The sequence below is a fragment of the Maribacter sp. PR1 genome (assembly GCF_028464145.1).
In the GTDB taxonomy this organism is placed as follows: domain Bacteria; phylum Bacteroidota; class Bacteroidia; order Flavobacteriales; family Flavobacteriaceae; genus Maribacter.
In genome coordinates, this window is record NZ_JAQPCG010000001.1 from 791,043 (window position 1) to 805,334 (window position 14,292).

Genomic DNA, 14,292 nt, shown 5'->3' on the forward strand with positions numbered 1-14,292 from the left:
TTATCTGGCGACCCTTCCGGAAGCATCGCCTCCCATTAGTTTTTCCACCTCACCCACGGTGACAAGGTTGGCATCCCCTTTTATGGTATGCTTCAGGCAGGATGCGGCCACTGCAAAATCTAGGGCCGCTTGGTCGTCCCCGGAATACTTCATTAGGCCATAGATGAGGCCGCCCATAAAGGAATCCCCACCGCCGACTCTATCCACAATATCGGTTATCTGATATTGGCGCGTCTCGTACATTTTCTTACCGTCCCAAAGCACGCCCGCCCATGTATTGTGTGAAGCCGATATGGAGCCCCTTAAGGTGGTTATCACTTTTTTTGCTTTAGGAAACTTCTCCATCATTTGTTTGCAAACGGAAAGGAATGCCTCCGCCTTTACATCCTGGCCGTCCTTATGTACGTCCAGTCCTTCCGGATGAATCCCGAAATGTTTCTCCGCGTCTTCCTCATTACCCAATATAATATCGCAGTATGAGGTAAGTTCCGTCATGATTTTTTCACGGTCTCCCCCATAGTTCCATAATTTAGCGCGGTAATTTAGATCCGTGGAGATGGTGATACCCCTTTCGTCGGCGGCCTTCACCGCTTCCAGACAAACATCCGCCGCACCCTGGGAAATAGCAGGAGTTATCCCCGTCCAATGAAACCAGCCGACACCGTTGAAAACGGCATTCCAATCGATCATTCCGGGTTTAATTTCGGCAATGGCCGAATGTGCCCTGTCATAGACTACCTTAGAGCCCCTTGATACGGCACCGGTCTCCAAGAAATAGATTCCCAACCTATCTCCACCATATACTATTTTTTGGGTACCTACACCTCTTTTCCTCATTTCCATCAAGGCGCATTCCCCGATATCATTCTTGGGAAGCCGTGTTACAAAATCCACTGGCACACCATAATTTGCCAAGGAGACCGCTACGTTGGACTCCCCTCCACCGTAAACCACATCGAATTGGTTGGTTTGGGAGAACCTTAAAAACCCCGGGGGCGACAAACGGAGCATAATTTCTCCAAAAGTGACTACTCTTTTCATACTATGAACAGATTTATTATTTAAAAATTAAAATATTCCTTGGCGTTACGGTAACAGATATCCTGGACGACACCTCCCACCAATTCAAAATCCTGTGGAATTTCACCTTTTTCCATTTCTTCACCAAAAAGGTTACAAAGTACTCTTCTGAAATACTCGTGGCGAGGATAGGACAGAAAACTTCGAGAGTCTGTCAGCATACCTATAAAGCAGCTAATAAGGCCCATATTGGAAAGTGCGTTCAACTGTTTTGTCATGCCATCCTTTTGGTCCAAGAACCACCAACCGGAACCAAATTGCATTTTACCCTTTATCCTTCCATCGTTGAAGTTTCCAATCATTGTTGCAAGGACCTCATTATCTGCTGGATTAAGATTATAGAGGATGGTTTTTGCCAAAACATCCCTAGTGTCCAAGGCATTTAAAAATCCGGACAAACTCTCTGCTTGCTTATAATCGCCAATAGAATCCCAACCAGTATCAGGACCTAACAATCGGTTCATCCTTGCATTGTTATTTCTCAATGCCCCCAAGTGGAATTGCTGTACCCAATTTCGATTATGATACTGTTCACATAGAAATAACAAAAGTGCTGTCTGAAACTTTTCACCCTCTTCAACCGTTATAGACTTATTTTCTCTTCTTTTTTGAAAAATGGCTTCAATTTCTTGGTCCGTATACGCCTTATTTGGCACATAACTTAGACCATGATCTGATAATTTACATCCGTTTTCCTCGAAATAATCCAAGCGTAAGGACAAGGCGTCGCATAGAGATTTAAAAGAGTCTACCGATACTCCACTCACCTCGGATAAGCTATCAATATATCCCAAGTAATCCGGTTTTGAGATTAGTATCGCCCTATCCGGTCTAAACGCCGTACTTATTATTACTGGGAAATCACTCATTCCCAGTTTTTCGTGATGCTCCAAGCTGTCCGTAGGGTCCTCGGTGGTGCAGACCACCTCCACATTCATTCTCTTAATGAGCTGCTGGCAACTAAATTCTGGAGTTCCTAATTTATGGGATGCCTCTTGGTAAACTTCATTGGCCGTATTCTCATTCAATAAAACATCAATATCAAAATATCTTTTAAGCTCCAAATGCGTCCAATGGTATAAAGGGTTTCTAAGTGTATATGGAACCGTTTTAGACCATTGCCCAAACTTCTCACGATCCGACGCATTCCCCGTAATAAATTTTTCATCGATACCGAACGTACGCATAGCCCTCCATTTGTAGTGATCCCCATCGATCCAAACTTTGGTCAGATTTTCAAAAGTATGGTCGTTCGCAATTTCAGCGGGCGATAAATGGCAGTGGTAATCTATTATAGGCATATCGGCCGCATAGTTATGATACAACTCCTCCGCAAATTTGTTTTGTAATAAAAATTTATCTGTTATAAAACTGGTTTTTACCATAAAGTAAATTTTCTATGCATTCTTTTTTGTATCGTTACCGGTTTTTATTTTTCGTTTTTCCAAATCATTTAGAGGTAAGTAAAATAAAAACAAATCATTTAAAAAACACTTCAAGTACTCTTTTTTAATAAAAAGTACCACGTTATTGATATTTCTATCCTTATTACATTTTTTAATGATTCAAAAATCTAAATATACTTTCTTTCTGTAGAATTTAAGAATGTATGCTATTAGCGAAGATAAAATATATGAATTAGATAAATCTCAAGCTGAAATCGAGAATGCTATTGGCTTTATTAGAAGGAATAAAAAATAAAAAAATCCAACCTAACTGAATAGATTGGATTTCTAAATTTGCTCCTCCTCTTGGGCTCGAACCAAGGACCCTCTGATTAACAGCGGTCGGATTATTGAAACATATTGATATGTTTCAGTTTATATTTAATTGATTATTAGTTAATTAATAAAATTCAGTCTTTTTTAAACTGATTTGAAACCATATATTTATGTGCAAATTATGTGCAAATTTTTATCTACCTTTAGAATATGCAGACGAGTTTAAGCCTAAGTTTGGATACCCGAAGAAAACGAAAGGATAATTCATTTCCTATAATTATCCGATTGGGTCACTATCAAAAAACCACTTCGATTGCCACTGGGCAATCCGTAGAAAAAATATATTGGGACGATTCAAAAAAACAGGTAAAACGTTCTTATAAAGGGGTGAAATCTGTAAAGTTTTTGAACAACCTGCTCCTCACAGAACTAGCCAAAGCTCAAGAAATTGTTAACCGACTGCATTACAAAGGAGAACTGGATTTTTTATCGGTTAAACAACTAAAAGATAAAATAGTTCGAAAAACAAAGTATGATTCTTTCTATGTATATGGTCTGAATCAAGCAAAGGAATTAAGGATTGCGCAGCGGTTCGGTACTGCTCGAAACTATGAAGGGGTGATAAGTATTCTAAAAGTGTTCACAAAACAAAAGGATTTAAAGTTCAACGAATTGAACCATGACTTTTTAAAACGTTTCGAACGTTTTCACTTATCAAAACCCGGCAATAGCCAAAACGGTTTAGCTTCCTACATGCGAACTATAAAAGCGATATATAACAAAGGCATTAAGGACGATATAATAGAGAGGGAATATTATCCTTTTTACAAATATCAGATCAGAACGAATCCAACTGAAAAAAGAGCAATAAAGGTTAAGTATATCAAAAGAATTTTAGAGCTGGATTTAAGTAAGGAACATTCCCTGTTTCATTACCGAAACTACTTTCTTCTTTCCTATATGACCATGGGGATGTCCTTTATTGATATGGCGTTTCTACGAAAGGAAAATATTGTGGACGGCAGAATCAAATTCCAGCGTAAGAAAACATCTAAAATGTACGATATTAAGGTAACTGAACAAATGCAGGAGATTTTAAAATTCTATACCACCAAAAAGACACGAAAAGACTTCATTCTTCCAGTTCTAAAGAGAGCTTCCCTAGAACTTCAATATAAAGATGCGCAATGGGCACTAAAAAATTATAACAAAGGTCTTAAGAAAATTGCAGAGCTTTGCGAAATTGAAGAACGTTTGACTTCCTATGTTTCAAGGCATAGCTTTGCCACCCACGCCCTATTTAAGAATATTCCCTTGCCAGCAATTTCTTCGATGTTAGGTCACAGTAAATTATCCACTACACAGATTTACCTAAAATCTCTTCCAAGCAATGTTCTTGATACCTATCAAGAGGAGCTGAATGTTCTCTAAAGATGCTCAAATCAATTATATATTCGACGAATTAAAAGTTTCGTAAAAACATTTTTAATGAAACTACTAAAAGAGACGGCTAATGGGACACGTTACACAAAATTCGTCTAGACTAGGAAAAGTGTGCCGTAAATCGGCCCTTTTAAAGAATTGTAGTTTTGAAAATGATTTTGAAAATAAAAAGAACCCTATTCTCTATCCTATTTCCTTTTTAACTGAAAAATCAGTTCAAATTCCGAAATTCACTTGGCGAATGTCCTACCCTTTGTTTAAAGAGCCTTGTGAAATGTTGTGGATATTTAAACCCTAATTCATATGCTATCTCACTTAAAGATTTTGATGGGTCAAATACGCGTTCCTTAGCAACTTCTATCAGCTTGTTCTGGATGTACTCTTGGGCAGATTTTCCCGTTTCCTTTTTCACCAAATCTCCAAAATAGTTGGGCGAAAGGTGCAAGCGATCCGCAAAGTAACCCACAGTTGGAGTGCCATGCTTTTGTGGTTTATCTGATGAAAAGTACTGGCTCAACAAAACATCGAATCTCTCCAAAGAACCTATATTTTCTACCTCTCGTGTAATGAATTGTCTATCATAAAAACGAGTGCAATAATCCAAAAAGAGTTCAATGTTGGCTACGATCAACTTTTTACTGTGCTTGTCCAAGTTTTGTTCCAACTCAAACTGTATTTTTTCAAGTAGACTTAGAATTACCTTCCGTTCTTTAGCCGAAAGGTGCAGCGCTTCATTGCTTGAATAGGAGAAAAAACTATAGCTATGTAATTTTTTGCCCAATTCCGTACCTATCAATAAATCAGGGTGGAATAGTATTGCATACCCCTTGGGTACATAATCAGGGTCAAAGCCGCTTAATTCAATGGTTTGACCGGGAGCCATAAAGACAAGGGTTCCCTCATCATAATCATAGGGCTTCCCCCCGTAATGCATTTTGCATCCCTTGGCATCCTTCAAGAAAACAGCATAGCAATTATAATGAAAGGCATCATAGTCTTTGTTTTCGTAGCCTTCTTTGTTTACGTTCTCAAAATCAACGATACCCACCAAAGGGTGCAACACCTCTTGTTTTCTCAAATTAAGGTAATCTCCAACGGTATCTATGTGCAGTACATTTTTCATTGACTTCTAACTTTTTGTTAAAGATAGGCCATTGATTACCAGTTATTCAAGCGGTTGAAGCAAAATCTGTAATAGTGGTAGGTATAACCGTAATTTGGGTAAGTCCAAGCATGTGGACAACCTATACTTTTGAAAAAAATTCTTTACCTACACATTGAGCCACTTGAACAACAAATGAACTTTAATGAAAAAACAGTTTCACCATTCACAATTGATTACTCTTTATGTATTCTGTATGTTACCCGTGTTGGGATTGGGGCAATTGGAACATAAACCGTTTCTTGACGATTTTCAAGGTATGGCAAGTGTTACCCATAATGGTATTTCATTGGTGCCATCGTTCTCTTTAGGTGAACCCGCAGCCATTTTTGACGTGAAAATGACCAAGGGAAAGTTCAGTTTCGAACCCGATATGCGATTTGCATTGGAGGGAAAACCATGGTCCTTTTTATTTTGGTTTCGATACAAGGCAATTCAAAAAAAACGTTTTACGTTGCGGATCGGGGCGCATCCTGCATTGAATTTTAGAACGGTCAATGTCATTCGTAATGGGGCCAATGAGGAATTGATAGAATCTCGACGTTTTCTGGCATCTGAAATTGTACCTAATTATAAAATTTCTGATAAAGTAAGTCTAGGAATGTACTACCTTACAGCTAAAGGCTTTGATGATGGACTTAGAAGTTCAGATTTTTTAACAGTTAACGCATCTTTCACAAATTTGTCCATATCAGAAAAGTTATATTTCAATGTATCTCCCCAGGCTTATTACTTGCGTCTTGACGATAAAACGGGATATTATGTTGTTGCTTTTATAACATTGGCAAAAAAGGATTTTCCACTTTCCATTTCATCGATTTTGAACAAAGCTATAGACACGCAAATAGTTCCAGAGGATGATTTTATTTGGAACATATCCTTGAACTATAGTTTTGGCGGAAATAAAAAAGTCCCTAAAAAGAGCGTCCAGAAAATTTAGTGCCAATATATTTCATTCACTGTGGTGTAAAAAAATATAAAAAATGAAAACAAGAACATTAGGAAGGAATCTGAAAGTATCGGAAATCGGCCTCGGTTGTATGGGGATGAGTTTTGGATATGGCCCTGCGAAGGACGAAAAGGAAATGATACAAGTCGTCCGAAAAGCGGTAGAAATGGGGGTCACCTTTTTTGATACCGCCGAAGTGTATGGGCCTTATATTAATGAGGAATTGGTAGGAAAGGCCTTAAAACCGTTTAAAGATCAGGTACACATAGCCACCAAATTTGGATTTGGTTATCAAGATGGAAAAGTGACGGGCTTGGATAGTAGTCCTGACACTATTCGGAAAATGGTGGATGCTTCCTTACAGCGTTTACAGGTAGATACTATAGATTTATTGTATCAGCATCGGGTTGACCCAAAGGTTCCCATTGAGGAAGTTGCGGGTACGGTTAAGGGTTTGATAGCTGAGGGAAAAGTGCAACATTTTGGACTTTCCGAAGCAGGTGTCGAAGTAATCAAAAGAGCACATTCGGAGCAACCGGTTACTGCCTTGCAAAGCGAATATTCATTGTTTTGGCGGGAGCCGGAAGAAGAAATCATGCCCGTATTGGAAGCATTGGGTATCGGTTTTGTACCTTTTAGTCCCTTGGGGAAAGGTTTTTTGACAGGCAAAATAGATAGGAACGCCAGTTTTTCCGATAATGATTTTAGAAGTACCGTGCCTCGATTTTCCAAAGAGAACCTGAGGGATAATTTTGTTTTGGTAGATTTGGTTACGGCTTTTGCCAAGGAAAAAGAGGCCACTCCGGCACAAGTTGCTTTGGCTTGGATTCTTTACCAAAAATCATGGATCGTACCCATTCCCGGTACTACAAAGTCTTCAAGGCTGGAAGAAAATTTAGGGGCGACCGGTATTTCTTTTACAGATGGGGAACTGCAACAAATTACAGAGGCCACCTCAAAGATTGATTTGGTGGGTGAACGCTATTCCGAAGCGAACCAGAAAATGATAAACCGCTAGTAAGTAGCGAAAAATTAAAAATAATAGCAAAAGGATGAAACAGCTTATAACAATTGGTATTGCCATAGTGATTACTGCGTTTCTTGGCGTTACAAATCATGTGAATGCCCAATCCAAGGATAATACAACCGTGAATTTGGATGCGAAGCAACAATCCATAATTGCCATTGCCTCACTCACCGCAAAAGGCGACCTGCAAACTTTGGAATCTGCTTTAACGAAAGGTCTGGATGCCGAATTGACCGTAAGCGAAATCAAGGAAGTTATGGTGCATCTATATGCCTATTGTGGATTTCCAAGGAGCCTACGTGGTTTACGGACGTTTATCAAAGTTTTGGACGAACTCAAGGCCGAAAAAGGTGAAGATCAGCTAGGAGCGCAAGCTACCCCAATAGAAGATAACCGTACAAAATATGAACGGGGCAAAGCGAATTTGGAAACCTTGGTACAGGCCAAATTGGACGGCCCACCGGCCGATTATGCCCAATTCGCCCCGATCATCGAAGTCTTTTTAAAGGAGCATCTGTTTGCGGATATTTTTGATCGGGACATTCTGAATTATCAGCAAAGGGAGCTGGTCACGGTTTCGGTTCTGGCAACGATCGGCGATGTGGAACCCATGTTGCGTTCGCACATGAACATCTGTTTAATACAGGGCATCACGCCAACTCAATTGCAGGAATTAGTGGATGTGGTGGGAAAAAATGTAGATCAGGAAAAAATCGATTCGGCCAAAAAAGTATTGAACGAATTATTGGAATCTAAAAAGCAGTAAGGAAATGAAATATATAGGATTATTAATTTTAATGAGTATGCTGGCATTAAATCAGACGATTAGGGCACAAAGCGAAAAAAACCCTTTTGGATTGGTATATGAGGGAGCAATTACGGAGAATGTGGATGGAAAAGTCAACATACATCCCGTTAGGTATAAATTGAACGGAATCGATATTGCGGCCAATGTTTACACACCAGCCAATTATGACCGGACAAAGAAATATCCGGCAATAACAATTGCACATCCTAACGGAGGGATAAAAGAACAGACAGCAGGTCTATATGCACAGCATTTGGCAGAGGCCGGTTATATTACCATTACGGCAGATGCTGCCTATCAGGGTGCAAGTGGGGGCCAGCCACGCCATATGGATAAACCCCAATTTCGTACTGAAGATATCCGAGGTATGGCCGATTTTATTTCACAGTATCCTGGGGTCGATAGAGAACGTTTAGGCGCTTTGGGCATTTGTGGCGGCGGTGGCTATACCTTGAAAGCGGTCCAATCGGATAAACGGTTTAAAGCAGTGGCAACCTTGAGTATGTTCAATACAGGAATTGTACGAAAAAATGGTTTTTTGAATTCGCAAGTTTCGACCATTCAAGAAAGGCTAAAACAAGCTTCAAAGGCAAGAGAACAGGAGGCTGGAGGCGGCGAAATCGTTTATTCCGGAGTAGACGGTATTACCGACGAAGAACTAGCAAAAGTTTCAACGCTTTTTTATCGTCAAGGCTATGAATATTATTTTAGGACCCACGCCCACCCCAATTCGACGTTTCTTTACACCACAAGCAGTTTAATGGATTTAATGGCCTGGAATGCTACCGACGATATTGAGCTCATAGACCAACCTTTATTAATGATTGCTGGCAGCAATGCCCAAACATTATATTTGACCTTGGATGCTTTTCCAAAGGCGACCAATGCGAAAAGCAAGGAATTGTTCCTTATCGAAGGTGCAACGCATATAGAAACCTATTGGAAGCCAGAATATGTGAATCAAGCAGTAAATAAATTAGTGGACTTTTACCAAAACCATCTTTCAACTACAGACCTATGAACAGAAAAAATCTTTTAGCGATTATATTGATGGGAACATTTATATTTTCCTGCAAGCAAGCAGCCGAGAAAAATCAAACCGTCGATTTGAATTCCCAACAAGAATTGATTTTCCCTAAAGGGGAAAAGGTCACGAACAATAATTTCATTGGGGATGTATGGGTACATATGCAAGTGATGGCGGATAGTGTGAACCAAAATTCAGTTGGAACGGTAACCTTTGATCCTGGGGCTAGGTCCAACTGGCATTCACATCCCAACGGACAGATTATTATGTCTTTAGATGGCGAAGGCTATTATCAGGAAAAAGGTAGTGAGAAAAGAATACTACGAAAAGGCGATGTGGTCAAATGCCCTGCAAACACCCCGCATTGGCACGGTGCAAGCGCAGAAAAACCGTTCATACAAATAGCTATAACAAGCAGAGTTGACGGTCCAACGGAATGGCTAGATCCTGTGACCGAAGAACAATATTTAAATAGAAATTAAGAAGTACCTCTATACTTTTAAATTAATAAAATCTTAGTGATGAAAAATATCAAGACAACATTGTTATTGCTTTTAATTGTTCAATTATTGGTAAATGATGTTTATGCTCAAAAGCAGCCCATTACCCTTGTAAAACAAGGCAGTTTTACCGTGGGTGGTAGCGTTAAAACCAGCCCTGGTACTTTTGACCCAGTTGCCCATGGCGCATTTAATCCTTCCAATCAGGCTACCGAAGGACAAACCTTGCATGGAGACCATGCCACTGTTTTTTATCAATTTCCTGATAGTGCAAAAAAATTACCTTTGGTTTTTTGGCATGGGTATGGACAGAGCATGCGTACCTGGCAAACGACCCCAGATGGCAGAGAGGGGTTTCAAACACTATTTTTAAGGCGTAATTTTCCCATATACCTTATTGACCAGCCCCGTAGGGGATTATCAGGGAGGAGCACGGAACCTACTACGATTTCGGCAGCCACGGATGATCAATTGTGGTTTGGGATATTCAGATTGGGAACGGGAAGCACATTTTATCCAGATGTTCAGTTTTCCGAAGACCCAGGGGCGCTGAACCAGTTCTTTAGGCAAATTACCCCAGATACGGGACCGTTGAACATCAACCTCAACACAGAGGCAGTTTCCACGCTGTTCGATAAGATTGGACCAGGTGTTTTGGTTACCCATTCCCATAGTGGCGGCCAAGGTTGGTTGACGGCCTTAAAAAATGGGAACATCAAAGGCATTGCATCCTATGAACCAGGCAGTAATTTTGTCTTTCCAGAAGGCGAAGTCCCTATGACCATCCCCTATGTGGGAGGAGCTTTAAGTGCGAGAAGCGTACCCATGACAGAATTTAAACGATTGACGGAAATACCCATTGTTATCTATTATGGGGATTATATACCCAACGAACCAGTAGCGCATCCTGGTCAGGAACAATGGCGAGCCGCCTTGCAAATGGCAAAGCTTTGGACGGCCACGGTGAACAAGCATGGGGGTGATGCCACATTGGTACACCTTCCAGAAAAGGGCCTAAAGGGAAATACCCATTTTCCAATGTCCGACCTGAACAATGAAAAGGTGGCCGTGTTGTTAGCGGAATGGCTAAAAGAAAAAGGGTTGGATAAAAAATGACACTATGCTGACTAAAAAATTGGGGCTGTTATTGGTATTACTGCATCTGTCTTTACTTAGTTTGGGGCAAAGCGATGATGCCCTAAAAGCGGATACTGATCAAAGAAAAATGATGGTTCGCATAGCGGAACTTGAAATTGAGACGGATTATCTAGATGAATATTTAGAGATACTGAAAGAGGAATCGGAAGCATCACTTAGGCTGGAGCCCGGGGTAATCTGCATTTACCCCATGTTTCAAAAGGAAAATCCTACACAGATACGACTTTTGGAAATTTATGCCAGTAAGGAGGCTTACGAATCGCATTTGAAAACACCTCATTTTCAAAAGTATAAAACAACCACAGCAGAAATGGTAAAAGATTTAAAACTGATTGATATGGAAGCTATTGACCCTGAATCGATGTCGATGGTTTTTAAAAAGCTTTGACCATACAGGAACATTTCTTAATCGGTCAATTTGTAGCTGTTCTATCTAAACTCCAATCGAACAAAAAGTCCATAATTTGCGCCTTCTTCCTTAAATGGACCTGACTGTTCCAAATTAGCTGCAAGACCAAAAATAAACTGTTTTCTTTTAAGCCCCGCTCTTAAATACAGATAGCGATGGTTATTGGTGCCAAGCTTCCAACTTTGATTATAAACATATTGTAGCCGGGTATAAAGTCCCCAATGCTCATTGAAAGCGGGCTTATATTCGTAGAGACCAAAAAGTTTAAAGTCTTGGTCTTCATTTAGAAAAAAAGACGCGACATTTACAATAAGCCAATCTTTTGATGCATAGTTGAATTGAGGTCCAACAATGGCAGAAAATCCTGAGATACTGTTGATGTCCGTACCTACCATTAGTCCGAAGCCTTTCCCTATATCATAACTCACCTGAACAGGCATAACAATGCTGTTTTCCTCTTTGTTATTTTCATAATCGGCAGTGTAGGTGGCTACAGTAAAGAAATTAAGCCTACTATTAGGGGTGAATTTTTTCTTGACCACCAACTGAAAATACAAGGCTTCATTACCAAAAAAAGCTTCAACGGGTATTGGAGGTTCTGGCTTTTGTGCCATTACTTTACCTAAAATTAGAAAAAATAAAATGAAAACAAATCTTTTTGACCTTGGCCAATCCATACGTAAAATTTATATGGGACAAAATTAGTTGGCCTACAACGAAGAAGTATTGCCCTAGAGCAACACTTTGAATATTTAGAGTTCGGTTTTTAACCTACTTAAGGTATATGGAGTTATTCCCAAATAGGAAGCTACCATTTTATTGGATAAACGCGTAAGAATAAAAGGCTGATATTTCATTAACCACTTCAATCTATCCAGTGCACTTTCTCCTTGAAAATTATAAACCCGTTTTGTGGTTGTAATATACGCCATTTCAAGAATATCTCTGTAGACAAGATTTATCTCTGGAATCGTTTTAACAAGGTGGTAGAAATCATTTCTAGAAATTATAAGTACTTCTGATTTCTCTACGGCTTGTATATTCTCATTGGAAGGTTCTTGGTTTATAAGACTTGTTAATGAGGTGCCAAATTTATTTTCAAAAGCAAAATATCGCGTTAATTCTTTTCCTTCATCACTATAGGAATAAAATCTAAGGCATCCCTTGTTGACAAAAATATTGAAGTTGCAAACAGTATTTTGATGAAGAAGTACCTCGTTTCGTTTAAGTGTTTTTAGCTTAAAATAGTGGCAATAGTCAAGAAAAGCGTTTTTTTCTACTTGAGTTTTTCGCTGTAGGTAGTCATATAATTTTACGTATACATCATTCATAAGTTAATTTTAAAAATTTAATATGAACAAAACAAACGGTATTATTCAATTTGACATTCGATACTCCTGAAGTGGATACCACACGTTTCTTAAAAAGTCTTGTGAAGTGCTCTGAGTACACTGCATCTAAATTTAAATTCGGAACAATAATCATCGACCCATATCTAATCTTTTGTGTTGGACAGAGAAGAAAACTATTTTTTGAATTTAGTTAATGCTTTGTGAACAAATGGTTTATACCCCTGTAATCCGTAATAATGGTAGGTGAATCCGTAATTGTGGTAAGCCTATCCTATGAATTATACCATAGCTTTGGAAAGGGTAATTTATATAATCTAAATCAATTAAATAAAACAAAATGAGAGCATTATTGACAGGCTTGTTTATAGGTATGTTAAGCATATCTTCCTTTGCGCAAGAAGCTATTTTTCCCATGGGGGCAAAAGCGAAAAACGTACACCATACCGGTGATATTTGGCTTACGCATGTTGTAGATGCCGATGAAACTTTTAAACATAACGTAGCCCAAGCGGTTTCAGCACCTGGAGCATTTCTCAATTGGCATTTACATCCAGACGGCCAACAATTGTTGATCACTAATGGCGTTGGTTTTTATCAGGAAAAAGGAAAGGAAGTACAAGTGATGCGAGCTGGTGACGTTATCAAATGCCTTCCCAATGTAGAACATTGGCATGGTGCCACTCCTAAAAGTGCAGTGACCTATTTGGCGATAGGTGGTAGCACACCTACCAAATGGACAGATGAACTTAGTGTTGAGGATTATAACAAAATACCGCTTCCTGAAATTAACAATTCAAGTCTTGAAAATGAGATCAAGGAACTTTCCAAAGCCAAATGGAAATGGATGGCCGAAAAGGATGTGGACAAGTTGGCCAATTTGTTTCATGACAAATCAAGGTTTGTACACATGAGCGGCTCCTGGAAAAAGGACAGGGAATTGGAAATCATCGAAACGGGAAGCATTTGGTATAAAAATGCCGATGTACACGATGTGGTCGTGGAAACTTTTGATGACAATACCGTGGTACTTTGGAACAGAATAACACTTACGGCCCATGTTCGTGGTAACGATGTATCCAATGAATTTACCGTGACCGAATTCTATAAAAAAGAAGGCGACGATTGGAAATTATTGGACCTTACCTTTAGCAGCGTTCGTGATACCCATGAAATTGCGCATTAATACTTCAGAACAAATAATTTATAAAAATGAACAGGAAAATAATACTAAGTCTATTAGTTATGCTCATCACAGGAAAAGTCGCCCTTGCCCAATCGACTGATTTAGAAAAGGAAATCAGAGAGCTGTCCATTCATAAATGGCAATGGATGGCCGATAAGGATGCCGATAAATTGGAAGGCCTTTTTCATGATAAAGCCAAGTTCGTCCACATGGGCGGCACATGGGGAAAGGACCGCGAAGTAGAAATCATTAGAGGTGGGTTCATCCACTATAAAAAAGCTGATGTCCATGAAGTCATGGTCGAAGTCTTGAATGATAATACCGTTATACTTTGGAACCAAATTACACTCTTGGCCGTAGTAGGCAGTAATGAAGTGACCAATCCCTTTATGGTAACGGAGGTTTATGTAAAGGAGGATAACACTTGGAAATTGGCCGATCTGACCTTTAGCAAAACAATGACAAGGGAATAA

15 protein-coding genes are annotated in these 14,292 nt (G+C 39.4%); 10 read left to right on the forward strand and 5 right to left on the reverse strand.

Annotated elements, in window-relative coordinates; all coding sequences use genetic code 11:
• Positions 1-1,041 (reverse strand): sugar kinase, encoded by a 1,041-nt coding sequence (locus tag PP182_RS03405; protein ID WP_272649917.1) that lies wholly within the window; start codon positions 1,039-1,041, stop codon positions 1-3.
• Positions 1,042-1,061: 20 nt separating this feature from the next.
• Entirely contained in the window at positions 1,062-2,465 is a 1,404-nt protein-coding gene (uxaC, locus tag PP182_RS03410) for a glucuronate isomerase (RefSeq protein ID WP_272649918.1), read from the reverse strand.
• A gap of 546 nt (positions 2,466-3,011) precedes the next feature.
• Between uxaC and PP182_RS03415 the strand changes: the two genes are divergently transcribed.
• A complete protein-coding gene (locus PP182_RS03415) occupies positions 3,012-4,232 on the forward strand; it encodes a site-specific integrase (protein WP_272649919.1) in 1,221 nt (406 codons plus the stop codon).
• Positions 4,233-4,455: 223 nt separating this feature from the next.
• Here PP182_RS03415 and PP182_RS03420 read toward each other — a convergent pair whose 3' ends face one another.
• On the reverse strand, positions 4,456-5,367 hold the full coding sequence (locus PP182_RS03420; RefSeq protein ID WP_272649920.1) for a helix-turn-helix domain-containing protein: 912 nt from the start codon (positions 5,365-5,367) through the stop codon (positions 4,456-4,458).
• Positions 5,368-5,551: 184 nt separating this feature from the next.
• Between PP182_RS03420 and PP182_RS03425 the strand changes: the two genes are divergently transcribed.
• Genes PP182_RS03425 through PP182_RS03455 form a run of 7 tightly spaced genes read left to right on the forward strand, consistent with a single transcriptional unit; the run spans position 5,552 to position 11,263 of the window.
• Positions 5,552-6,346 (forward strand): hypothetical protein, encoded by a 795-nt coding sequence (locus tag PP182_RS03425; protein WP_272649921.1) that lies wholly within the window; start codon positions 5,552-5,554, stop codon positions 6,344-6,346.
• A 43-nt stretch (positions 6,347-6,389) separates the two neighbouring features.
• Positions 6,390-7,373, forward strand: a complete 984-nt coding sequence (locus PP182_RS03430) for an aldo/keto reductase (RefSeq protein ID WP_272649922.1) — start codon at positions 6,390-6,392, stop codon at positions 7,371-7,373.
• A gap of 34 nt (positions 7,374-7,407) precedes the next feature.
• The gene (locus tag PP182_RS03435; protein WP_272649923.1) at positions 7,408-8,148 is read left to right on the forward strand and encodes a carboxymuconolactone decarboxylase family protein; all 741 of its coding nucleotides are present in this window, start codon (positions 7,408-7,410) and stop codon (positions 8,146-8,148) included.
• Positions 8,149-8,152: 4 nt separating this feature from the next.
• Positions 8,153-9,211, forward strand: a complete 1,059-nt coding sequence (locus tag PP182_RS03440) for an alpha/beta hydrolase (RefSeq protein WP_272649924.1) — start codon at positions 8,153-8,155, stop codon at positions 9,209-9,211.
• Positions 9,208-9,699: a cupin domain-containing protein gene (locus PP182_RS03445; protein WP_272649925.1), complete on the forward strand. Its 492-nt coding sequence runs from the start codon at positions 9,208-9,210 to the stop codon at positions 9,697-9,699. Before PP182_RS03440 ends, PP182_RS03445 begins: the two co-directional genes overlap by 4 nt.
• 39 nt (positions 9,700-9,738) lie before the next feature.
• On the forward strand, positions 9,739-10,833 hold the full coding sequence (locus PP182_RS03450; RefSeq protein ID WP_272649926.1) for an alpha/beta hydrolase: 1,095 nt from the start codon (positions 9,739-9,741) through the stop codon (positions 10,831-10,833).
• Between the two features lie 4 nt (positions 10,834-10,837).
• A complete protein-coding gene (locus tag PP182_RS03455) occupies positions 10,838-11,263 on the forward strand; it encodes a putative quinol monooxygenase (protein ID WP_272649927.1) in 426 nt (141 codons plus the stop codon).
• Between the two features lie 41 nt (positions 11,264-11,304).
• Here PP182_RS03455 and PP182_RS03460 read toward each other — a convergent pair whose 3' ends face one another.
• Together PP182_RS03460 and PP182_RS03465 are read right to left on the reverse strand one after the other, a co-directional pair.
• Positions 11,305-11,898, reverse strand: a complete 594-nt coding sequence (locus tag PP182_RS03460; protein ID WP_272649928.1) for a hypothetical protein — start codon at positions 11,896-11,898, stop codon at positions 11,305-11,307.
• A gap of 138 nt (positions 11,899-12,036) precedes the next feature.
• A complete protein-coding gene (locus PP182_RS03465; RefSeq protein ID WP_272649929.1) occupies positions 12,037-12,615 on the reverse strand; it encodes a Crp/Fnr family transcriptional regulator in 579 nt (192 codons plus the stop codon).
• A gap of 358 nt (positions 12,616-12,973) precedes the next feature.
• Here PP182_RS03465 and PP182_RS03470 point away from each other — a divergent pair, with 358 nt between their 5' ends.
• On the forward strand, positions 12,974-13,819 hold the full coding sequence (locus tag PP182_RS03470) for a DUF4440 domain-containing protein (RefSeq protein ID WP_272649930.1): 846 nt from the start codon (positions 12,974-12,976) through the stop codon (positions 13,817-13,819).
• Positions 13,820-13,845: 26 nt separating this feature from the next.
• Positions 13,846-14,292 (forward strand): nuclear transport factor 2 family protein, encoded by a 447-nt coding sequence (locus tag PP182_RS03475; RefSeq protein ID WP_026810978.1) that lies wholly within the window; start codon positions 13,846-13,848, stop codon positions 14,290-14,292.